Annotated in this window: 21 protein-coding genes; 11 read left to right on the top strand and 10 right to left on the bottom strand. The window is 69.3% G+C overall.

Annotation, left to right across the window (positions count from 1 at the left end; all coding sequences use genetic code 11):
* Window positions 1–28 precede the first annotated feature (28 nt).
* The gene (locus tag AWC30_RS15400; RefSeq protein WP_109562102.1) at window positions 29–1,138 is read left to right on the top strand and encodes a phosphodiester glycosidase family protein; all 1,110 of its coding nucleotides are present in this window, start codon (window positions 29–31) and stop codon (window positions 1,136–1,138) included.
* On the opposite strand, the gene AWC30_RS15395 is transcribed toward AWC30_RS15400, so the two are convergent.
* The 3 genes from AWC30_RS15395 to AWC30_RS15385 all read right to left on the bottom strand — a co-directional run bounded on the left by AWC30_RS15395 (window position 1,131) and on the right by AWC30_RS15385 (window position 3,363).
* Complete coding sequence (locus AWC30_RS15395) at window positions 1,131–1,850, bottom strand: YoaK family protein (RefSeq protein ID WP_085111111.1); 720 nt, start codon at window positions 1,848–1,850, stop codon at window positions 1,131–1,133. The two genes, AWC30_RS15400 and AWC30_RS15395, sit on opposite strands and share 8 nt — an antisense overlap.
* A 24-nt stretch (window positions 1,851–1,874) precedes the next feature.
* Complete coding sequence (locus AWC30_RS15390; RefSeq protein WP_109562094.1) at window positions 1,875–2,612, bottom strand: Rv1363c family protein; 738 nt, start codon at window positions 2,610–2,612, stop codon at window positions 1,875–1,877.
* Between the two features lie 154 nt (window positions 2,613–2,766).
* On the bottom strand, window positions 2,767–3,363 hold the full coding sequence (locus AWC30_RS15385) for a hypothetical protein (RefSeq protein ID WP_085111110.1): 597 nt from the start codon (window positions 3,361–3,363) through the stop codon (window positions 2,767–2,769).
* Between the two features lie 341 nt (window positions 3,364–3,704).
* On the opposite strand from AWC30_RS15385, the gene AWC30_RS15380 reads away from it, so the two are divergent.
* The 10 genes from AWC30_RS15380 to AWC30_RS15335 all read left to right on the top strand — a co-directional run bounded on the left by AWC30_RS15380 (window position 3,705) and on the right by AWC30_RS15335 (window position 14,359).
* The gene (locus AWC30_RS15380; RefSeq protein ID WP_085111109.1) at window positions 3,705–4,568 is read left to right on the top strand and encodes an MlaE family ABC transporter permease; all 864 of its coding nucleotides are present in this window, start codon (window positions 3,705–3,707) and stop codon (window positions 4,566–4,568) included.
* 98 nt (window positions 4,569–4,666) lie between these two features.
* Complete coding sequence (locus AWC30_RS15375; RefSeq protein WP_085111108.1) at window positions 4,667–5,434, top strand: ABC transporter permease; 768 nt, start codon at window positions 4,667–4,669, stop codon at window positions 5,432–5,434.
* Window positions 5,435–5,447: 13 nt separating this feature from the next.
* Window positions 5,448–7,091 (top strand): MlaD family protein, encoded by a 1,644-nt coding sequence (locus AWC30_RS15370; protein WP_085111215.1) that lies wholly within the window; start codon window positions 5,448–5,450, stop codon window positions 7,089–7,091.
* Window positions 7,088–8,167, top strand: a complete 1,080-nt coding sequence (locus AWC30_RS15365) for an MlaD family protein (RefSeq protein ID WP_085111107.1) — start codon at window positions 7,088–7,090, stop codon at window positions 8,165–8,167. Before AWC30_RS15370 ends, AWC30_RS15365 begins: the two co-directional genes overlap by 4 nt.
* Window positions 8,160–9,245 (top strand): MCE family protein, encoded by a 1,086-nt coding sequence (locus AWC30_RS15360; protein ID WP_085111106.1) that lies wholly within the window; start codon window positions 8,160–8,162, stop codon window positions 9,243–9,245. Before AWC30_RS15365 ends, AWC30_RS15360 begins: the two co-directional genes overlap by 8 nt.
* Window positions 9,242–10,357, top strand: coding sequence for an MCE family protein (locus AWC30_RS15355; RefSeq protein WP_085111105.1), 1,116 nt, complete (start codon window positions 9,242–9,244; stop codon window positions 10,355–10,357). Before AWC30_RS15360 ends, AWC30_RS15355 begins: the two co-directional genes overlap by 4 nt.
* Before the next feature lie 23 nt (window positions 10,358–10,380).
* Window positions 10,381–11,595 (top strand): MlaD family protein, encoded by a 1,215-nt coding sequence (locus tag AWC30_RS15350; protein WP_207568463.1) that lies wholly within the window; start codon window positions 10,381–10,383, stop codon window positions 11,593–11,595.
* A gap of 9 nt (window positions 11,596–11,604) precedes the next feature.
* Window positions 11,605–12,858 (top strand): MlaD family protein, encoded by a 1,254-nt coding sequence (locus AWC30_RS15345; RefSeq protein WP_085111104.1) that lies wholly within the window; start codon window positions 11,605–11,607, stop codon window positions 12,856–12,858.
* Between the two features lie 23 nt (window positions 12,859–12,881).
* Window positions 12,882–13,562 (top strand): Rv1363c family protein, encoded by a 681-nt coding sequence (locus AWC30_RS18130; protein WP_234808116.1) that lies wholly within the window; start codon window positions 12,882–12,884, stop codon window positions 13,560–13,562.
* Between the two features lie 11 nt (window positions 13,563–13,573).
* On the top strand, window positions 13,574–14,359 hold the full coding sequence (locus tag AWC30_RS15335) for a DUF3298 domain-containing protein (RefSeq protein WP_085111102.1): 786 nt from the start codon (window positions 13,574–13,576) through the stop codon (window positions 14,357–14,359).
* A gap of 14 nt (window positions 14,360–14,373) precedes the next feature.
* Here AWC30_RS15335 and AWC30_RS15330 read toward each other — a convergent pair whose 3' ends face one another.
* From AWC30_RS15330 to AWC30_RS15300, 7 genes are read right to left on the bottom strand one after another with little or no spacing between them, the layout of a single operon-like run.
* Window positions 14,374–15,048, bottom strand: a complete 675-nt coding sequence (locus AWC30_RS15330) for a hypothetical protein (RefSeq protein ID WP_109562093.1) — start codon at window positions 15,046–15,048, stop codon at window positions 14,374–14,376.
* The gene (locus AWC30_RS15325) at window positions 15,045–15,620 is read right to left on the bottom strand and encodes an Rv1363c family protein (protein WP_133053707.1); all 576 of its coding nucleotides are present in this window, start codon (window positions 15,618–15,620) and stop codon (window positions 15,045–15,047) included. Before AWC30_RS15325 ends, AWC30_RS15330 begins: the two co-directional genes overlap by 4 nt.
* Window positions 15,617–16,549, bottom strand: a complete 933-nt coding sequence (locus AWC30_RS15320) for an RDD family protein (RefSeq protein ID WP_165756493.1) — start codon at window positions 16,547–16,549, stop codon at window positions 15,617–15,619. Before AWC30_RS15320 ends, AWC30_RS15325 begins: the two co-directional genes overlap by 4 nt.
* Complete coding sequence (locus AWC30_RS15315; RefSeq protein ID WP_085111098.1) at window positions 16,546–17,196, bottom strand: Rv1363c family protein; 651 nt, start codon at window positions 17,194–17,196, stop codon at window positions 16,546–16,548. Before AWC30_RS15315 ends, AWC30_RS15320 begins: the two co-directional genes overlap by 4 nt.
* The gene (locus AWC30_RS15310; protein WP_085111213.1) at window positions 17,166–18,731 is read right to left on the bottom strand and encodes an MCE family protein; all 1,566 of its coding nucleotides are present in this window, start codon (window positions 18,729–18,731) and stop codon (window positions 17,166–17,168) included. Before AWC30_RS15310 ends, AWC30_RS15315 begins: the two co-directional genes overlap by 31 nt.
* 5 nt (window positions 18,732–18,736) lie before the next feature.
* Window positions 18,737–19,882, bottom strand: a complete 1,146-nt coding sequence (locus AWC30_RS15305) for an MCE family protein (RefSeq protein WP_085111097.1) — start codon at window positions 19,880–19,882, stop codon at window positions 18,737–18,739.
* 11 nt (window positions 19,883–19,893) lie between these two features.
* The gene (locus AWC30_RS15300; protein WP_234808115.1) at window positions 19,894–21,477 is read right to left on the bottom strand and encodes a virulence factor Mce family protein; all 1,584 of its coding nucleotides are present in this window, start codon (window positions 21,475–21,477) and stop codon (window positions 19,894–19,896) included.
* Between the last annotated feature and the right edge of the window lie 8 nt (window positions 21,478–21,485).

Raw genomic sequence — 21,485 nt, 5'->3', positions numbered from 1 at the left:
TTCTGCGATTTCAGTTTCTGTTGTTTCGATCAGCGTTCCGTGGAGAGGGCGATCCGTGCCGACATCAGCACTTTCCCGGCGCGCGCTGGCCAGCTTGGCCGCGCTGCTGTGCGTGGCGCTCACCGGAACCCTGGGGGTCCCGGTGGCCCGCGCCGACGGCCGCGACCTGCTGGAGGCGGCCATCGCCAACACCCGGGGCGCCTACCTGGTCTACAACTTCGGCAGCGGCCACCCGGCCCCGATGCTCGACGCGTCCGGACGCTGGTACGAGATGAACAACGGCGGCCACCTGATGACGATCAAGTCCGCGGCGCAACGACTCTCACCGCATCTGCTGGTCGACTCCCACCAGGGCGCGCAGGCCCGCTGCGAACGCGACCCGCGGGCGCGCACCGGCGAGGGATTGTGGCAGGCCTCGGAGATCTACTCACCGTTGCAAGCGTGGCAGGCGCTGGGCAAGCCGACGATCGCCATCAACGCCAACTTCTTCGACGTGCGCGGCCAGAAGGGCGGCTCGTGGCGCTCGACCGGGTGCAGTTCGCCGCTGGGCGTCTGGGTGGACAACACCCGCGGCCAGGGCCGGACCAACATGGCGGTGACCGGCACCATCCCCTACGCGGGAAAGCAGGGCCTGTCCGGCGGCGGCGAGCACTGGTCGACGTTGGCCACGATGATCCTGCCCGCAGGCGGCGCGCCGTATGTGGTGTGGCCCAAGGGCGGTCGCGACGGCGGCGACTACGACGCGGCAGGCCCGCTGGTCACCGACCTAGTCAACAAGGGTGCCCGGTTCGTGGCGGTCAGCGGGCTGGGGCTGCTGGCGCCCGGACAGACCGGCCAGCTCAACGACGGCGGGCCGAGCGCGGCGCGTACCGCGCTGGCCTATTCCCGGGCCAAGGATGAGATGTACGTCTTCCAGGGCGGCAGCTACACCCCGGACAACATCCAGGACCTGTTCCGCGCGTTGGGAAGTGACCATGCCGTCCTGTTGGACGGCGGTGGCTCCTCGGCGATCGTGCTGCGTCGCGACACCGGCGGGATGTGGGCGGGTGCGGGCGTCCCCAAGGGTTCCTGCGACACCCGCGAGGTGCTCTGCGATTCGAAGGAACGCGCGCTGCCCAGTTGGCTGGCGTTCAACTGACATCGGCTGTCGGGGCCGCCGGGGGGTCCGAATCCCCTGGGGCCGCGGGGCCGCGCCGGAAGAGCAGCATGCTGACCGCGACCACCCCGGCGGTCAACCCGATCACCGGGGCGACCACCCAGCGCGACAACGTCGCCCCCACGACGGCGCCTCCGCACATGGACGCCACCACGCTGTAGCGCAGTTTCTCCCGCCGGCCGGTGCCGCCGGCCAGCCGGGAGTCCAGTCCGATGCCGACGATCGTCGAGGTCAGCACCGTGGTGTAGAGCTCGGAGATCCCGAATTGCCTCGCGGTGCAGTTCTGGAGGCCGAAGGCGGCGGCCAGCCCGGCGATCAGGATCAACGTCGTGCGGTCGTGGTAGCGCAGCACACCCGCACCGGCCAGCACGGCCAGCGCGGCCAGCAGCGCGATCTCGGTGGTGAGCGCGACGGTGAGCCAGGTGCGGGCCCGCTCGCCGAAGCGCCGGACCAGCCGGCCGCCGAGGATCGCGCCGAGCAGGAACCCGGCGACCGCCACCACCGCGCCGCTGAGCGAGATCGAGGAGTTCGGCACGAACAGGAAACCCAGGAAGATCGCGTTGCCGGTCATGTTGGCGACGAACACGTGGCCCAGGACCAGGACGCTGATCGCGTCGATCAGCCCGGTGGCGAAGGTCAGCAGGAGCAGCGCCGCCACGGTGTGGCGCCGGGGAACCGGTGAGCTGATCGCCATCGGCCGCGGTACCTCAGGTGACGGTCACGGGTGCTCGACGTCGCTGGCCAGCCAGCGCCCGTCCACTTTCTCCATGGTCAGGACGATGCGGCTGCGGTCCAGTTGGACCTGCGGCAGCTTGTTGTTGCGCACCGACTGGTCGACGAACAACATCACCTCGACCCGGTCCTTGCTCGCCGATTTCACCGCGGCGTCGATGACGGTGCCGTGGGCGGCCGCCTCGTTGGCGATCAGCGCCTCGCGCAGCTGCTCACTGGACTGGCTGTAGAGGTCGTGGAAGGTGCCGGTGGAGCCGTCGAGCACGTCGGTGAAGGTCTGGTCGATGCGCTCGGGGTCGACGTTGGCCAGCGTGACGGTGAACTCCTTGGCCGCGTCGAGGGCCTCGGCGGCGGCGGTGTCCACCACGTGCCGCTGGTAGACGAACCAGCCCTCCACGCCGATCACCGCGAGCAGCGCCACGATCACCCCGACGCCGATCCCGAGGCGCAGCCGGCTGCGGCCGCCCGGCGCGGTGGTCCAGTTCTTGGGGTCGAGGTCGGGGTAGTCGGCCGCCTCGGTGTCGGCTGCCTCGATCTCGGCTGCCTCGATCTCGGCTCCCTCCCCGCCCTCGCCGGCCTCACCGGCCTCACCGGCCTCCACCGGCTCGGCGACCTCGGCGCCGGTGGCCTCGGTGGCCTCGGTGGCCGCCGCGGCGTCCTCGCCGGTCGCCCCGTCGGCGTCCGACGTGTTTGCCTTGCCGGTGTTTGCCTTTGCGGTGCTCACCTTAGAAAAACCCTTCATGAACCCCTTCATGGCCGCCGGCCCTCGTCACCACTCGGCACACCCGCGGTGTGACCGGACGCTCGGGCAAACGGCTCGTCCCGCCGATCGGATCCGGCCGGGATCTGAGTAGGCCACCCTACCCGGCGCAGCTGGGCTAGTTGCACGCTCCGGAGGACTTGAGCGCGTCGCCCCAGCCGGTCGCGTGCACGATGTTGGCGTGCGCCACCCCCGACGGTTTGCGTTGCTTGATGTTCTCACTGACCCGGGTCAACTGGAACATCGTCTTGGTGATGTACTCCCCACCGTAGATCGGCGAGTACGGCCCGAAGTTGTCCGGGGTGTTGCGGATCGTCAGCGGCTGCAGACGCGGCGCCAGGAACCCGGTGGACTGGTCGATGTTGGCGGCCACGGCGTCGGCCTGCGCCCCGACCGCCCCGTAGTCGTCGCCGTGGTCGCGGAGATTGTTGTTGAGATCGTTGATCTGGCCCATCAATTGGTCGTACTGGGCGTTGAACCACTGGCAGGAGTCGGACATCCCGCCGATCATCTCCGGGGTCACCTGATAGGTGAAGGTGCTGTAGGGCCAGATGTCGAAGTTGGGTTTCCAGTCGGTGGGTCCTGGGGTGAACACCGGCAGCGGCGGCGGCACCTGATCGGGGTCGGCGGCAGCCGGGCCGGCCAGCACGAGCGCCCCGGCGAGGATCGCCGCGATCGGGGCCGCCACCCGGCGCCGCACTGCGTTCGGGGCCATCTGCATCCTCCTGAACCGCCCTGCCTGACCCGAGCAGTATCCCCGATAGACGTCGCGCACTGGCCGGAATCGCCATCCCAGCTGATCTTTCCCTGAATTCGGGTCCTGTCCGTCCGTCGATGCACCATCATGGCCGCCATGAGCAAAGCGGGTGGCCGTGCCGCGGCGTCGTGCGAGCGCGGCCGCCGCACCGGCCCGCCACGCCGATTAACCGGACTCGACTGCGTTATACGCCGAAACCTACCCAAGAGTCAGTTTGCTGGCTACCATACCGGCGGTGAATCGCCTCACCATCGCGCCAAACACGGTGTCGTCGATCCGCTACCCGGGGGGAAGTCAACATGAGCGTTCCTGTTGACGAGACCGCCCAAACCCGCCCGGAGGGCACCGCGGCGATCGAGGACTGGGCCTCCGGCTATGTCCGGCGGCACCCGCTGGCCTCCCTCACCACCGTCGGCCAGCAGTGCGTGCTGGCGGTGCGGACCGTCCAGTACTTCTTCATCGACCTGTTCACCAACCGGTTCCAGTGGGGCGAGTTCGTCCGGCAGGGCGCCTTCATGGCCGGCACCGCGGTCCTGCCCACGATCCTGGTCGCCCTGCCCATCGGGGTGACCCTGTCGATCCAGTTCGCGCTGCTGGCCAACCAGGTCGGTGCCACGTCGCTGGCCGGTGCGGCCAGCGGTCTGGCCGTGATCCGGCAGGCCGCCTCACTGGTGGCGGCGGTGTTGATGGCCTCTGCGGTCGGGTCGGCGATCACCGCCGATCTCGGCTCGCGCACCATGCGTGAGGAGACCGACGCCATGGAGGTCATGGGCGTCTCGGTGATCCGGCGGCTGGTGGTGCCCCGCTTCGCCGCCTCGATCATGATCGGTGTCGCCCTGACCGGGATCACCTGCTTCGTCGGCTTTTTGGCCAGCTATCTGTTCAACGTCTACTTCCAGCACGGCGCGCCGGGCAGCTTCGTGGCCACCTTCTCCTCGTTCGCCACCCCCGAGGACATGCTGCTCGCGCTGCTCAAGGCCGTCATCTACGGCGCGATCGTCGCCGTGGTCGCCTGCCAGAAGGGGCTGTCCACCAAGGGCGGGCCGACCGGGGTCGCCGACTCGGTGAACGCCGCCGTGGTCGAGGCGATCCTGATCCTGATGCTGGTCAACGTCGGCATCAGCCAGCTCTACGAGATGCTCTTCCCGCGGACGGGGCTGTAACCGTGGCAGCGACACCAGCAACGTACTTCCCGGGTTTCACCCGGCCGCTCGTCCAGGCCTATCGGCGGTTCGCCCTGTCGATCATCCGGCTGGGCCACATGCTCATGTTCTTCGTGCGGGCGGTAGCCGCGGTCCCGACCGTGCTGCGCCAGTACCGCAAGGAGTTCCTCCGGCTGCTCTCCGACATCGCCTGGGGCAACGGCTCCATCGTCGTCGGCGGCGGTACCGCGGGCGTGGCGATCGTGCTCGGTTTCACCGCGGGCGCGCTGGTCGCCATCGAGGGCTACAACTTCCTCAACCTGCTCGGGCTGGGCCCGGCCACCGGGATCATCTCATCGCTGGTCAACACCCGCGAGCTGGCGCCGATCATGGCGTCGCTGGCGTTCGCGATGCAGGCCGGCTGCCGGTTCACCGCCCAGCTGGGCTCGATGCGCATCGCCGAAGAGATCGACGCGCTGGACTCGATCGCGATCAAGCCGATCCCCTACCTGGTCACCACCCGGCTGATGGCCTCGATCATCGCGGTCATCCCGCTCTACGTGGCCTGCCTGGCGGTCACCTACCTGACCGCGCAGATCATGTCCGGCGCCATCAGCGGCGGTTCGATCGGGCCGTATCTGCACTACTTCACGATGATGCTCTCCGGCAAGGACATCATCTATTCGGTGATCAAGTGCGTGGTGTTCGTCTGGATCGCCTCGACCATGCAGTGCTACTACGGCTTCTTCGCCAGCGGCGGGCCCGAGGGGGTCGGCGTGGCCGCCGGGCGGGCCATGCGGGCCAGCATCACCGTGGTGATCATGGCCAACATGCTGCTGACCATGGCGCTGTGGAGCATCGACGCCGGCGCAAGGTTCGGTGGGTAGAGCGATGGCGACGATGGGCAACTCCCTGGATCCGGACGGCCGCGGGCTGTCCGACTCCCAACTGCTCGGGGTCGGTGTCGGCGTGCTGGCGATGATCGTGCTCATCACCAGCACCCTGCTGTTCAAGGCCACCGGCCGGCTGGACTCCTACGTGCGGGTGGTGGCCGAGCTGGTCAACGTCGGCGACGGGCTGCCCAGCCAGTCCGACGTCAAGTACCACGGCCTGCTGGTCGGCACCGTCGACAACGTCGTCCCGGCCTCCTACGGCAACCCCAACTACGTCCACATCAACCTCAAACCGCACTACGCCAAGGACATCCCGAACACGGTCACCGCCCGGGTGGTGCCGTCCAACGTGTTCGCGGTGTCCTCGGTGCAGCTGGTCGACCAGGGCGAGGGCGGGCCGGCCATCGCGTCCGACGACCACATCCTGGAGGACACCGAGCTGTCGACGGTGATCTTCCAGACCACGATCAGCAAGCTGCGCGACGTGCTGGCCGCCACCGGCCGCGGCCGCGACGACCACACGCTGGGGATCCTGGCCGCGGTGGCCGCCGCCACCGACCACCGCCGGGTCAAGCTGCTGCACGCCGGGGCGCACCTGGACCGGATGCTCGACGAGCTCAACGCGGTGGTCGCCACCGAACCCGGCCCGTCGACGGTGACCGCGCTGCTCAACGCCACCGAAGGGCTGCAGGCCACCGCACCGGACCTGGTCGACGCGCTGCACGAGGCGGTCCGCCCGATGCAGACGTTCGCCGAGAAGCGCGCCGAGTTCACCTCGTTCATCTCCTCCTCGCAGTACACCTTCGGCACCGTGCGGGAGGCCTTCGACAACCACACCGACCAGCTGATCGGCATCACCCAGGGCCTGACCCCGGCCATCGGGGTGTTCGCGATGAACGCCGACAAGTTCGTGCCGATCTTCCGGCGGGTGAAGACCTTGTCGGACAAGTTCTTCGACGAGGTCTGGATCCCGGAAGCCGACGTGGGCAACTTGCGCGCGAACCTGTCGATGACGCCGTTCTACACCTACACCCGCGCGGACTGCCCCCGCTACGGCGACTTCAAGGGCCCCAGCTGCTACACCGCGCCGGAGACCCGGGTGCGCGCCGACCTGCCCGAAACGCTGCTGCCGCAGAACTACCGGTTCCCGCAGGGTCTGGAACCGCCGCCGGGCACCGAGATCGGCCCCAACGGCAACCTGATCGCGGTGGGCCCGCCCTACACCGACCCCACCCCGAAGAACCTTGACGACCCGATGTGGAACCCGCCGCTGCAGTGGTGGGAGCCCCCGGCCCCGCGGGTGCCCGGCACCGCCAACCCGGATGCCGTCGAGCCGCCGCCCCCGGGCACGCCGCCGATCCCCACCGCTCCGGTCGGCCCGCCGCTGCCGGGCTCACCGGCGCTTCCCGGCGTGCCCCCGCCGGGTGCCGCACCGCCACCGGGCCCCGCGCCCGCGGCGCCGGCCGCCTGGGGCGGCAACGTCGGCCCGGTCGGTAGCCAGCACGAACGTGACCAGCTCGGCGTCATCACCGGCGCCTCCGAGCCCGCCACGGTGGCCACCCAGCTGCTGCTGGGCCCGGTCGCCCGCGGCACCGTGGTGACGGCGGACTACTCGGGCGAGTCGGCAGAATCCCAGGAGGCGCCCCGATGAGGTTCCGTGGCCCGATGATCGGGCTGACGCTGTTCATGATCGTCTCGATGGGCCTGACCTGGCTGGTCTACGCCACCCTGCGCCGGGACGTCTCCGGCGCCACCACGCCGTATGCGGCGGTGTTCACCGACGTCTACGGGCTCCGCGAGGGCGACGACGTGCGGATGGCCGGGGTGCGGGTGGGCCGGGTCGAGAAGATCGAACTGGACGGCAAGCAGGCCAAGGTGTCCTTCATCGTCCAGAGCGACCAGCCGCTCTACGGCAACACGATCGCCGGGGTGACCTACCAGAACATCATCGGTCAGCGGTATCTCGGGCTGTCGCTGGGCAGCGTCGGCGACACCGCCCGGCTGGAGCCCAACAGTGTGATCCCGGTGGAGCGCACCGACCCGTCCTTCGACGTGGGCCGGCTGCTCAACGGGTTCGAGCCGATGATGTCGCTGCTCGATCCGAAGAAGGCCGACGACCTGACCAAGGGCGTGATCCAGTCTCTGCAGGGCGACCAGGCTTCGATCAGCGAGTTCGTCAACGAGACCTCGCAGATCACCGAGTCGCTGGCCGGCCGCGACGAGGCCCTCGGCGATCTGATCACCAGCCTGAGCCGGGTCACCGACAACATCGCCGGCCAGAACGAGAACCTCGACCACACCCTGACCCAGGCCCAGACGGTGATCGGGGACTTCGACGCCCGCCGCCCCGAACTGCAGTCCTCGGTGGGTTCGATCGCCCAGGTCACCACCCGCCTGTCGGCGATCATGGACGAGGTCTACCCGTCGCTGAACGAGCTGGTCGTGCGCGAGCCCGGGTTCAGCAAGCACATGGTGGGCATCGAGCCGCAGTTGGCGTTCGCCGGCGCCAACCTGCCGCTGCTGCTCAAGGGCTTGGCCCGGATCGTCGCCGAGGGTGCCTACGCCAACGCCTACGGCTGCGACCTCAACATCACCGGGTTCTTCCCGGGCCTCAACGACATGACGACCTACATCGTCAACGCCGCGACGCCCGGCAACGCGACCCCGCTGACCCGCGAGAACCTGGGTTGGCACACCCCCAAGTGCAGGAACATGGCCAATGGCTGACCCGGAAGTGCCCGAGCTGCCCGACACGGAAGCCACCGCGCCCGCTGCGGCCCCGCAGCAGCGTAAGAAGCCGCTGGAGGAGTACAACGCCACGATCCTGGGGGTCATCGCCCTCGGTGTGGTGGCGGTGCTGGTCGCCGCCCTGCTGTTCGTCAAGCTCCTCGGGTTCGGCTACACCCATTACACCGCCGAATTCGCCCAGGCCGCCTCGCTCAAGCCCGGCAACCCGATCACCGTCGCCGGCATCGAGGTAGGCCACGTCACCAGCATGAAACTGGTCGGCGCCCACGTCGAAGCCGGGCTGACGGTGCGCAACAACGTGCCGCTGGGCCGCGACTCCAAGGCGATCATCAAGGTGATGACGATCCTGGGGTCGCGTTACCTGGAGTTGCAGCCCAACGGCGATGGCGAGCTGCCGGACAAGACCTTCGACCTCGACCACACCGAGGTGCCCTACGACCTGCAGGCGCTGCTCGAGGACGCCACCACCACCTTCGAGAAGGTCGACTCCGACCAGTTCGCCGAGTCGCTGGCCGCCCTGGGCCACCAGCTCGACGGGTTGCCGGAGGTGCTGCCGCAGGCGATGAAGAACCTGAACACCCTGTCCGGGATCGCCGCGGACCGCCGTGACCAGATCGGCACCCTGCTCAAAAGCACCCAGCGGGTGGCCAACACCCTGCGCGCCCAGCAGCACGCGATGGGCAACCTGCTCGACCAGGGCCAGGACCTGTTGGGGCAGTTCGTCTCCCGTCAGGCCACCTTCCACTCGATGATGAACGCGCTGACCAACCTGGTGGCCACCCTCGACGACCTGGTGGTCGACAACCGGCCGATGCTCAGCGAGACCGTGGCCAACCTGCGCGAGCTCTCCGACATGCTGGCCCAGCACGACGACTTGTTCCGCAACATCCTGCAGATCGCCCCGGTGCCGATCCGAGGCCTGGCCAACGCCACCGGTGACGGGCCGTTCCTGGACTTCTTCGTGCCCAACGGTCTGCTTATCGACTCCTGGATGTGCGCGATCAGTGGGCGCGCCAAGCAATTCGGCATGATCGAGTACTACAAGGACTGCAAATGAACGCCGGTAAGCGCCGCACCGTGGCCCTGCTGCTCGGGGTCGCGCTGGTCGCCGTGCTCGCGCTGGCGGCCGTCGGTGTCTACATCCGCAACCAGCTGCACACGATCAAGCTGACCGCCTACTTCGAGAGCGCCGCCGGGCTCTACGAGGACAACATCGTCGCGGTGGCCGGCATGCAGGTCGGCAAGGTCACCAAGATCACCGCGCTGGGCGACACGGTCGCCGTCGACTTCACCGTCGACAAGGATGTCAAGATCCCCGCGGACGTGCACGCGGTCACCATCACCACCTCGATCCTCACCGATCGCCAGATCGAGCTGACCCCGCCGTACACCGGTGGTCCGACGATGGCCAACCACGACAGCATCCCGCAGTTCCGCACCCACGTTCCGGTCGCCTTCGACCGGGTGCTCGACATGCTGGACAAGATCTCCACCTCACTGGAGGGGGACGGCAAGGGCGGCGGCCCGCTGGCCGATTTGATCGACGCCGCGTCCAGCAGCGTCGACGGCAACGGCGAGAGCGTCAAGGCCGCGCTCGGTGAGCTCTCCGACGCGCTGCGGCTCAGTTCCGAGGGCGGGATTCAGACCCGCGACCAGCTCACCACGATCATCACCGACCTCAGTTCACTGATGGAGGCGACCTCCCGCAACGACGGCAAGCTGCGCGAGTTCGGGTCGACGGTCAACCAACTCACCCAGATCCTCAACGACGAGGCGCTGGGCACCGGGGCGACCGGCCGCAAGATCAACCAGATCATCGAGCAGGCCACCATCCTCATCGACGAGAACCGCGATCACATCAAGCAGGCGGTGCTCAACGGGGACACCGCCGTGCGTTCGCTGGTCGACCACAAGCGGGAGGTCGAGGAACTGGTCGACGTGCTGCCGCTGCTGATGGACAACATGTACAACGTCATCGACCAGGACAACGGGGCGGTGCGGATCCACGCGCTGGTCGACAAGATCCTCACCGATTCCCAGTCGGCCAAGGAACTGTGCAACCTGATGCACCTGCGGCAGTTGGGCTGCAGCACCGGAACCCTGCAGGACTACGGGCCGGACTTCGGCCTGACCTACATTCTCGACGGACTCTCGGCGATGGGGCAGTGATCATGGTGGCCAGGACGACAGGGATCCGGCGCGGTAAGCGCACCGTGGTTGCCGTCGCGGCAGCCGCGCTACTGACCTCCGGCTGCGGCGTCGGGCTCGGTGACCTCCCGCTGCCCGCGCCCGGCATGGGGGCCGGCGGCTACACCCTCAAGGCGGTGTTCGACAACGCGCTGAACCTGCCCTCACACGCCAAGGTGAAACTCGGCGGTGCCGACGTCGGCCAGTTGGAGTCGATGGTCGCGCGCAACTACAAGGCCGAAACAACCCTGCGCATCATGGACGGCACCCGCATCCCGGTGGGCAGCATCGCCGAACTGCGGTCGGCGACCCCGCTGGGCGACGTGTTCGTGGCGATCAAGCAACCCACACCCGCCGACCCGAACGCCCCGCTGCTCACCGACGGCGACACCATCACCGAGACCGCCGCGGCGGCCACCGTCGAGTCCGTGTTGGCCTCGGCGGCGCTGCTGGTCAACGGCGGAACCGTGCGCAACTTTACCAACCTGGTCAACGGGGCCGGCGCGGCCACCGGCGACCAGGGCGAGGCGCTCGGCGATCTGATCAGCAAGTCCAACCTGCTGCTGGGCAAGCTCAACGCCCGCTCCGGGGAGATCAACTCCGCGTTGACCGCCACCGCCCGGCTCGCCGACCGACTCGATGAGAAGAACCAGGCGCTCACCGAGATCCTGGAGGCGGCCGGGCCGGCGACCGACGTGCTGGCCGACAACACCGCACAGCTCACCGACGTCATCATGACCATCGGCGACACCACCCGGCTGTTGCAAAAGTTCCCGTCGATCGCCGGCACCGACGAGACCGGCCGCAGCATCATCAAGGACGCCAACACCGTCGCCGCGGCCTGGAACGACGTGTCGCTGGATCCCGACACCAGCCTGTACGCGCTGAACCGGCTGATGCCACCGCTCGTCAAGAGCACCCCGGGATCGTCGATCTCGGTGCGGGTCAGCGTCGACCGGCTGGTGATCGGGTCGATGCCCGACGCCGGCTTCAAGGGTGACCTGGCGCTGCACGGCCCGAAGCGCTACGACTGGGCCAAGCTGGTCGGCTCGATCAAGTACGCGCTGTGGCGCCTGCAGGAGCGCGTCGTCGGCAAAGGCCCGGACACCTCGATGGGTCAGCAGCCGTGGGCTCCGGTGGGCGCGCCCATCCCACCGAGCCCGCTGGTGCAGGACGCGCCGCAGGGGCCGCCGCCCGGACCGCCGGAACCGGAAGGATAGGGGGTCGACATGCTGGACACCATCAGTCGCCGGATCGTCGGCGCCGTCCGGGCCGGCCACCGGCAGAAGACCTGGGTCTCCGGGATCGCCCTCGGGCTGACGCTGGTCGTCGCCGTCGGCTACCTGCTGATCGGGGCGCTGCGGGTCAACCCGTTCGTCTCCACCTACAAGCTACGGGTGCAGCTGGCCGACTCCGGGGGCCTGCTGGCCAACCAGGACGTCGCGGTGCGCGGGGTTCCGGTCGGCTCCATCCAGGACCTGGTGCTCACGCCGCAGGGCGTCGACGCGCTGGTCGAAGTCAAATCGAAGGTCAAGATCCCGGTCGGCACCCCGGTGCGGGTCTCGGGGCTGTCCCCCGCCGGTGAGCAGTACATCGACTTCGAGCCGAAGACCACCGACGGGCCGTACCTGGCCAACGGGGACGTCATCGCCCGGGAGGACACCCAGACCCCGGTGCCGTTGTCGGACATGCTCGCCCACACCGACGGGGCGCTCGCCCAGGTCGACATCGACAAGCTTGAGATCATCAAACACGAACTGAGCCTGAGCAAGGACGGTCCGCAGAAACTCACCGACATCATCGACGGCGGAACGTTCCTGCTCTCCACCCTCAACGGGGTGCTGCCGGAGACGGTGAGCGTGCTGAAGTCCAGTCGGGTCACCCTGGAGTTGCTCGCCGACAAGAACGCCGGCCTGCAGGTCGCCGCCGACAACCTGCACAACGTGCTGACCGGGGTCAACAAGATGGACGGCGGCTACCGCACGTTCGTCGACCAGGGCCCCGGCATGCTGTCGCGGGTCGACGGCATCTTCGACGACAACTCCGACACCATGGTCGGCCTGCTGGAGAACCTGGCCACCACCGCCCAGATCCTCTACCTACGGGTCCCGGCGCTCAACGCGCTGTTCCCCGACTACCGGGGCTCGACGCTGGAGGCACTCGGCAGCATGATGCACGACCAGGGCCTCTGGACCACCGTCGACCTCTACCCGACGTACGCCTGCGAGTACGGCACGCCGCGGCGGCCCGGGTCGGCGGCGGACTACCCCGAACCGTTCCTGTACGCCGGCTACTGCCCGGACACCGACCCCGAGGTGCTGATCCGCGGCGCGAAGAACGCTCCCCGGCCGGCCGGCGACGACACCGCGGGCGCCCCGCACGGCGCCGACCTCAGCGCCACCTCCGACCCGACGCCCCAGGGCCGCTACAGCATCCCGACCCCCTATGGTGGGCCGACGCTGCCGATCGAGCCGCCCCGCTGACCCCCGCAAGGAGACGACCACCCGTGGCCGACGACCCCACCGACCCGGACACCACCGCCGAGGCCGAAACCCCGGACGAGGTTACCGAGCAGGCCCCGACCGAGGCCGCATCCCCGACCGACGAGGCCACGGCCGAGGACGGGGAAACCGAAGTCGCGGATACCGAGGCGACGGCCGCGACCGGCACCGCCGCCCCGCCCATCGCACCGAGCGCCCCGAACCCGGTGTGGCAGAGCGCTGCCCGGATCCTCGGCGCTGCGGCGGTCTACCTGCTGCTCGCGGCGATCGCCGGCGGGCTGGGCTGGAAACTGTGGTCCGATCACCGGGTCGATCGGGCCGGCGAGACCGCCCGCGACACCGCCGTCGACTACGCGCAGGTGCTGACCAGCATCAGCTCCGATGAGGTCGACGAGAACTTCGCGGCGGTGCTCAACGGGGCCACCGGCGACTTCAAGGACATGTACACCGAGTCGAGCATGCGGCTGCGCCAGCTGCTGATCGACAACAAGTCCGATGCCGACGGCAAGGTGGTGGACTCCGCGATCCAGTCGAAGTCCACCGACAAGGTCGTGGTGTTGCTGATGGTCGACCAGAAGGTCGAGAACACCGAACTCCCCGATCCCCGGGTCGACAGCCTCCGGATGAAAATGACGATGGAGAATGTCGACGGCCGGTGGCTGGCGAGCAAAGTCGAACTGCCCTAGGAGCTGCGGAGATGTGGATGATCCGGCTGGCGGCCAGCGTCGCGATGGCTGCGGGCGCGCTGATGGCCGCACCCACCACGGGCGCCTCGGCGCCGTCGTTCTGTGAAGGCCTCGGCGGTGCGTGGGATGGGCACTTCTGCAATGCGACGGTCCCGTCGCCGCGCAACGCCAACCGCTACATCAAGATGGCGGTCCCCGGCGACCTCGTCGACCATCCCGTCGCCGGACCGCCGATCCAGGACTACCTGTCGAAGCTGTTCAACAACTGGCGGCAGAAGGGCCAGTCGATGGTCCAGGACAGCTGGGGCAACGAGAACTACGAGATCTTCCAGCACGGCGACGCGCTGAGCATCGTTTTCCACGAGGATTACCACGCCGACGGGCCGTGGATCAACAACGCCTACCGCACCTTCACCTTCAATATGGCCCAGGGCCGCGAGCTGCAGCTGGCCGACATCGCCAAGGACGGTGTCGACCCGTATGCGGAGATCCCCAAGCTGGGCAACCAGTACATCGTGGAAGCCCTCGACCGGGCGTTCTGGGAGCACTCGCCGGGCAGCTACCCGTTCACCCCGGACCGCTGGACGCCGGACAAGCCGTTCTCCGGCGGGTACCGCTCCTGGGCGTTGACCCCCGACGAACTGATCCTCTACATGCCCGACTATCCGGTCGGCCACGACTCCCCGGTGCAGTACGACCAGTTGCAGCAGTGGTCGATGGACGGCGGCAACGTCAAGGCGCACATCCCGCTGGCGGCACTGGCCCCGATCCTGCGCCCCGAGTACGGCGGTAACTGACCGCCGCGCCCGGGTCAGAACTGCGGGGTGAGGGTGAAGTTGGTGATCGGCTCGAGGGCGGTGACCCGCCAGCGGGCACCGTCACGCACCAGCGCGACCTGGTAGGAGTTGTACTGCAGGCCCGGGATGTCCTTGGTCTTCGGGCTCGACCAACTGGTGTTGGTGTAGACCAGCGCACTGGCTTCGCCGTCCTCGACCGCGGCGACCGCCACCCCCACCACTTCGCTGTCCAGGCTGACCTGGGCTTGGACGTACCGCGGCTCGATCGCTTCGATGTACTTGCGGTAGTTGGCGGCCAGGTCGCCGGTGAGGTACTCGGCGGCCCGGTCGGGCAGGGTGCCGATCGTCTCCGGAGTGTAGGTCCACAGAGTTCGGATGGCCCCGGAGGCGGACCGCGCGATGGTCAGCTTGGTGTCGACCAGGGCCCGGTCGGCCAGATACGGCTGGACGGCGGCCCCGGCCGCGGCGGCCGCGGCGACGAACACCGTTGCGGCCACCCCGATCCCGAGCGCCGGCAGTTTTCGGCGGAGCCGATGCGCGCGAGCCGGCGCCTCCTCCGCGGCCGGGGCGTCGGACGTCTCGTCGGCCTCCGCGTCCGCCTCGGCGTCGTCGGTTTCGGATTCGGCTGCGTCGCCGCCGGTTTCGGGATCGACCTGCGGCTCCTCGGCGTTCGGTTCGCCGTCGTTCACAGCACCGGGCCCATGTTGCTGATCTTCCACTGGCCCCCCTCCTGTCGTACCGTTTCGAGCAACTGCGCGATCGGCTCGGCGATCGTCTTGTCGTCGTCGTCCTTGATGCTCTGCTTGGCGATCACCAGCACGTCGGCGCTTCCGTCGTCGTTCCAGCGTTCCAGTCCCGCGTACAGGATTGTCGCCTCCGACTTCGGCCCCTTGGCGACCTGGATCAGAATCTGGTCGCGGGATTCGCGCCAGTAGGTCTCCAGTTCCCCGGTCACCTGCTCGGTCATCCGGTCCACGTAGCGGTTGGCGCCGTAGTCGCCGGTCGGGTCCGGCGACATCACCTGGATCGTGAACGAACGGGCCACCTCGAGCACCGTGTCCTCGCGCATCGCGGTCTCGTACCGGCTCTCGTGCCCGACGAGCAGCACGGTGGCGATCGCGAGCGCGGCGATGACGGCCACGGTCGCGGCGATCCCGGTCCAGACCACCCGCAGCGGGGGCCGCGGGGTGGCCGGGGCCGCCGGCGCGGGGTCGGGCCGCGCCGGCGTCGCGTCCGCGTCCACCCGGCGGCGGGGGCTCACGGCCCCTCCTCCGGGATCGGGGACCGCCGCAGGATGGTCAGTTCGTCGATCAGCCAGTCCCGGTCGGTCTTGACGAAGTCGACCACCGCGGTGGCCGTGCTGTTCCAGACCTCGGGCGGGTCGCCGAGTTCGCCGCGCAGCATCACCAGCAGCCGGGCGCGGTCCACACCGGATTCCAGTACGGCGCTGTGCGGGACGAAGTAGCTGTGCCGCAGCGGGGCCTCCCGCGCCGCCCGCTGCCCCAGTTCCAGTTCGGGGTGGTAGCGCTCGGTGGTCAGCGTCGACGCTCGCTCGAAGTCGGCGTCGATGGTGTCCGGCGCGTAGCTGAGCATCTCCACCACCAGCTCGGGGCCGGTGCGCGCGATGTCGTCACGGGCCTGCTCGACCACCCGATCCGGCTGGTAGACGGTGAGATAACTGGCGCCGGTCACCGCGGCACACACCAGCGCCGCCCCGATGAGTACCCGCACGACGCGGCGAACCGCTCCCCCCGAGGGTGCGGGGACGCACCGAGACTCGGTGCGGGCCAGCAGATCGGCTCCGGTGCGGCGCCGCCGGTCCCACAGCGGCATCAGCCAGCCGGCGAGCAACGGCAGCGTGTCGAGCAGGTGCGCGGCCTCCCGCACCAGCAGCCGGCCCGGCCCGACGGCGCCGCCATCGGCGCGGGCCACCTCGATGCCGACGACGGCGCGCCCCAGGCTCCACCCGGTGACCGCGGGAGCGATCACCCGGTTGACCGCGGTCAGCAGGATCGCCGCCCCGCACAACAGCAGCCACAGCCACCACCAGGGGCTGAACCGGGGTGCCATGACCGCGGCGATCCCGGCCGCCGCCGCGACCGCCGCACCCGGCAGCACGTCGATGGCGGCCGCGAGCGCCCGCGCCGGCCATCGCGCCGGTCCGCCGCGCCGGTCGACCACATCGGTCACTGGGCGACCTGCTGGATGTCGGCGACCTTGTACACACCGTCGTCGGGCGCCATCGTCACCCGCAACCGGTAGGCCACCTGCTGGTTCGTGCTGGAGACGAAGACCCGGAATGCGGCGAGCACGTTGATCGACCCGTCCGGGTTGTGGCGTTCCACGGCGGTGCGCATGTCGAGCATTTCCACCCGGACGTCGGCCTGGGCGTAGGCTTCGGCGAGCACGCTGACCATCAGGGGCGCCTGGGCGACGAAATCGCCGGTGGCGCACTCCAAGATCTTGCGCTGGTTGGCGTCCATCGCGGCCGGGTCCGGGGCGTGCAACGCCAGCAGGCAGTCCCTGGCCGCCGCCAGCGCCGCGGCGTCGTCGTCCTGCGCGGCGACGCTGCCCTGATGGGCCCGGACCGCCAGATAGCCCCCCGCGCCGATCGCGGCGGCGGCCACCAGCATGGCGACCGCGATGCCGATCAGCCAGCCACGGCCCAGCCGCGACCCCCGGCGCGCAGCCGGGTCGCCGGGCGCCGCGGTCGCGGCGGCGTCGTCCCGGTCGCCGTCGCCGGCGGTGTCCGGGCTGCTGTCCTGCGGGTGGTCGTCCGACGGGGAGACGTCGGACTCGGTGGGGTTCAACTGACCGGAGCCAGCATCTCCTTCCATCCGTCGTCTCCTGTGGGGGTCTCGTTGTCGATCACGTATTTGACGCCGTCGGGGCCGACCAATTCGCCGCTGGACGGATGATAGACCGCAGCCGGTGCCGCGCTGGGAATGTAGACACACGGGTTGGGCTGCTGGCCGTTGCACTGCACGGTACCCGATCCGGGCCGGGTCAACGGGTCGCTGATCGGGCCCTGCTGCCGCATCGGCGGCGGCAGCTTGTCCGCCGGTGCCGGGTTCATGCCGTTGTTGACCGACGGGGCGGGGATCACCCGGCCCGGGTCCACCGGCTGGTCGCAGCGCGCGCCGGGCGCCGGGCAGTTCCGGAACTGCTCGGGGTCGCCGTACCAGGGGTTGGTGCCCAACGGCTCGTAGGGCGCCTCGTCACGGCACTCCTTCGGGGTCGCGCCCCGCTTGCCGGGCACGTCGGCGCACGGGATGTTGCGGGCGCCGCGCACCACGTTCGCCGGGGTGTCCTTGGGGATCTTGCAGTACAGCCCCGACGGCGCGGGCTCGGGGTTGAGGTCGGCCGGTGAGCGCCACTCCGAGGCGGGCAGGAACCCGGTCATGCACGGCGGCGGCTGGTTGATGGTCAAGCCCAGGTCGAGCAGTGCGCGGGCCTCGTTCTCATACGGCGCGGTCACCGCCTGCCCGGACGCCGCCTCCTGCGGGAACGCCACCAGCATCGACTCGACGTAGGGGCGGTAGCGCTTGAGGATGTCCAGCACGATCGCCAAGTTGGCGAACGTTTGCGGCAGGGAGTCCTGCAGGCCTGCCATCACGTTGCTGAGCTGGTCGGCCGAACTGGCCGCCTGCGGCAGGACGCGGCGCAGGGCGGCGTCCTCACCGGCACTCTGCGCAGCCAGCGTGTTCAGGTTGGCCGCCCACCGTTCGATGGCGTCGCCGGAGTCCACCTGGCTGTCCAGGATCGGCCCGGAGTTGGCGATGATGTCGTTGACGTCGCCGATGTTGGTCTTGAAATCGCCGGCGATCGCCTGGGTGGCGTCCACCAGCCGCTGCAGCGCCGGGCCGAGCCCGCCGACCGCCATCGCGGTCTCGTCGAGCAACTGGCTGATCTTCTGCTGGGGCAGCGCGGCCAGGGTGCGGTTGGCGGCGTCCAGGGTCGGCCCGATCGGTGCCGGCACCGACGTGTCGGTGATGACCGCGTTGGCCGGTAAAACCTGGTCGGTGGTGTTGTGCGACACCAGGTCCAGGTACTGCTCACCGACCGCGGAGACCGAGTGCACGTTCGCCGAGGCGTCGGCGGGGATCTTGTACTTCGAGTCGATCCGCATGGTGGCCACCGCCCCGGTCGCGGTCGGTTCCACGGCGGTGACCCGCCCGATCGTGGTGCCCCGGTAGGTGACGTTGGCGGTGGCGTACAGCCCGCCCGACGACGGCAGCTCCGCGCTGAGGGTGTACTGCCCGATACCGAACAGCGCGGGTAGCCGCAGGTAGTACCAGCCCAGTCCGATCACCGCGATCATGGTCACCGCGGTGAACAGCACCAGCTGGCGTTTGGCGAATCTGCTCAGCAACATCGTCAGTCCTCCGCCCGTTCGATGAGCGGTCCGTTCTCGGCGCTGAGCGGGTTCGGGGTGAACCGCACGTCCGGGCGCATGGTGGCCGGGTCACGGCCCCAGGACTGCTCCAGCGCCCGCAGCATGCCCGAGAGCCCGGTCCCGGACAGGATCGCGTTGTCCACCGTGCTCAACGTCATGTCGACCATCAGCGAGACGTTGATGTAGTCGCCGCGGATCGCGATCGGCACCCCGTTGATCTCGAACGGCAGGGTCACCATCAGGTCCAGGGCGCCGCTGAGGTAGGGCGCACCACGACCGAGCTGCTTCAGCGGCCGCTTCAGCGCCTCCAGGTCCTCACCGAGCGGGCCTCGGGCGGCGCTGAGCGTCTCGTCGGCGACCCCGGCGAAGCGGCCCACCGCCTCGACGGCGTCGGTGAACAGTTCCCGTTTCTCGGCGTAGTGCTTGATCAGCGGCGGCACCTCCACCAGCAGCCGGTCCAGGGTGGCGTCCCGGGCGGCGACGTAGCCGAGCAGCCGGTCGGTGGCGTCGATGGCGTGGGTGATGTCCTCACGCTGGTCGTTGAGCTCGCCGGTGAAGGTGGCCAGCTTGCCGAGGAAGTCGTGGATCGCGTCGGCGCGCCCGTCCAGCAGGTAGGTCAGCTCGTCGGAGAGCGCCTCCAGGTTCGGCACCCCGCCGCCGCGCAGGATCATCGCCAGGCTCGCCAGCGTGCGTTCCATGTTCGGGTACGCCGAGGAGTTCGCCAGCTTGATGACGTCGCCGTCACCGAGCCGGTCCGCCGACGGTTCGGCCGGCGCCGCGAGCTCGACGTGCTGGGACCCCAGCAGGCTGGTCTGCCCGATCTTGGCGGTGGCGTTCTTCGGCAGGACGACGTCCTTGTCCAGCCCGAGGGTCAACGTCGCGACCCAGTCCTTCAACTCGATCTTGCGCACGGTGCCGACGTGGACGTCGGCGACCAGCACCCGGCTGTTGCCGTTGAGCGCCAGGGTGTCGGGTACCTGCACGTACACCGTGTAGGTACCCGGACCGGTGCCCGGCCCGCCGGGCAGCTGCACGTTGGCGATGCCGCGCCAGCCGCAGGAACTGAGCATCAGCATCGCGGCCAGCAGCGCCACCGCCTGCCACACCCGGTGCCGCAGCATCCGCATCACCCGTCTCGTCATGGCGTCTCCCCGGGTAGCGGGCCGCGCTGCACCCCGTCGCCGGGGTCGATGCCGGTCATCGGCGAGGGCACCTGCACCTGGGCCGGTGGCATCCCCGGGGTGACCTCCGGTCCGGGGGCCGGCAGCGGGCCGGGCTGCGGGTACCACGGCGGCGGCAGCGGGTTGTGCTGGTCGTAGGCGTTCGGCGGGCCGGTCATGGTCTGCCCGCCGGTGGGCGGCTCGATGTTGGGTCCGCCCATCAGCTCGGCCAGTGACTCGGGGGTCAGCAGGTTAGCGGTGTAGCCCTGCACCTCGACGCCCTGCATGCCGGGCGCGACGATCCACCCTGGCTCGCTGTTGCGGTGCGACCAGATGGTGTCCGGCGAGAAGATTCCGGGCACGGTGGTGTCCTTGTAGCCGGGCGGGGGCCGCAGCCGCTCCTCGGAGTAGGCGACCATCTTCGGCAGCGTCGCCGCCGAGGAGAACAGGTTCATCCCGAACGGCGGGAAGTTGAACTTCATCGCGTCCAGGATCGGGCCCAGGTACTGAGCGCACAGTTCGGCCGACTCCTGGTAACCCAGCCGGCTGCCGGCCTGGATGGCGCTGCAGATGAACGCCATCGGGTTGGCGAAGTTGGTGACCACCGGGACCTGCACGATCGCGCCGTTGACCGGGTGGTAGATGCCGTTGAGGTTGCCCTGCAGCGACGGGTAGACGTGCAGGCTGGTCTCGAACCCGTCCAGCGGTTCCGGCTGCACCAGGGTGGTGGTCACGTTGTAGAGGTTCTGTACGTCGTGGGTGAGCACCTCGGTGTTCTCGTCGAGGAAGCCGCGCAGGGTCGGCAGCAGCCGGTCGACCTGCTCGATGGCGTCGGCCAGCTCCCGGTCGGAGTTGCTCAGGTTGGTGGTGAACTGCGCCAGGTTGTTGTTGAGCGCGACGAACTGCTGGTCGCTCTGGTGCAGCGCGTTGACGAACAGCGCCAGGCTGCGCACCACCGCGAAGAAGTCGCCGCGGCCCTCGTTGAGCGCGGTCAACGCCGTCGACAGGTTGGTCAGGGTCTTGTTGATCTGCTGGCCCTTGCCGGCCAGGCCGTCGGCCAGCGAGTCGATGACGTCGCCGACCGGACCCATGTCGTCGGGCTTGCCCTCCTGCGGGCCCAGCTCCTCGACCAGGTTGGTGACCTCTTTACGCAGGTCGTCCCATTCGACCGGGACCTGGGTGCGTTCGACGGGGATCACCGCGCCGTCGCCCAGGGTCGGCCCGCCGGTGTAGGCCGGGGCGAGCTGGATGACGCGGGAGGCCACCAGCGTCGGGTTGAGGATGACCGCCGAGGCGTCCTCGGGCACCTTGTACTTGTTGGCGTAGTGGAAGGTGACCTTCATCTGGTCGCCGGCCGGTTCGATCTTGTCGATCGAGCCCACCGGCACACCCATGATCTGGACGATGTCGCCGGCGTAGAGCGCGTTGGTGGCGGTGAAGTAGGCGACGACGGTGTTCGAGGTCAGCTTGCGGTACAGCTGCAGGCCGACGAAGCCGGCGACGAGCGCGAGGACCGTGATGGTGACGGCCAGCACCCGCGGCCAGCGCCGCTGCGTGCTCACGGTGTGGC

Origin of the sequence: Mycolicibacillus trivialis, assembly GCF_002102395.1 — a bacterium.
GTDB lineage: Bacteria > Actinomycetota > Actinomycetes > Mycobacteriales > Mycobacteriaceae > Mycobacterium > Mycobacterium triviale.
This window is presented reverse-complemented; position numbering and strand designations above follow the sequence as displayed.

Coding starts and splice junctions, on each gene's coding strand:
- AWC30_RS15395 (WP_085111111.1), bottom strand. CDS start 1,850: ATGGCGATCAGCTCACCGGTTCCCCGGCGCCACACCGTGGCGGCGCTG.
- AWC30_RS15385 (WP_085111110.1), bottom strand. CDS start 3,363: ATGGCCCCGAACGCAGTGCGGCGCCGGGTGGCGGCCCCGATCGCGGCG.
- AWC30_RS15380 (WP_085111109.1), top strand. CDS start 3,705: ATGAGCGTTCCTGTTGACGAGACCGCCCAAACCCGCCCGGAGGGCACC.
- AWC30_RS15375 (WP_085111108.1), top strand. CDS start 4,667: ATGCTCATGTTCTTCGTGCGGGCGGTAGCCGCGGTCCCGACCGTGCTG.
- AWC30_RS15370 (WP_085111215.1), top strand. CDS start 5,448: ATGGGCAACTCCCTGGATCCGGACGGCCGCGGGCTGTCCGACTCCCAA.
- AWC30_RS15365 (WP_085111107.1), top strand. CDS start 7,088: ATGAGGTTCCGTGGCCCGATGATCGGGCTGACGCTGTTCATGATCGTC.
- AWC30_RS15360 (WP_085111106.1), top strand. CDS start 8,160: ATGGCTGACCCGGAAGTGCCCGAGCTGCCCGACACGGAAGCCACCGCG.
- AWC30_RS15355 (WP_085111105.1), top strand. CDS start 9,242: ATGAACGCCGGTAAGCGCCGCACCGTGGCCCTGCTGCTCGGGGTCGCG.
- AWC30_RS15345 (WP_085111104.1), top strand. CDS start 11,605: ATGCTGGACACCATCAGTCGCCGGATCGTCGGCGCCGTCCGGGCCGGC.
- AWC30_RS15335 (WP_085111102.1), top strand. CDS start 13,574: ATGTGGATGATCCGGCTGGCGGCCAGCGTCGCGATGGCTGCGGGCGCG.
- AWC30_RS15315 (WP_085111098.1), bottom strand. CDS start 17,196: ATGGAAGGAGATGCTGGCTCCGGTCAGTTGAACCCCACCGAGTCCGAC.
- AWC30_RS15305 (WP_085111097.1), bottom strand. CDS start 19,882: ATGCGGATGCTGCGGCACCGGGTGTGGCAGGCGGTGGCGCTGCTGGCC.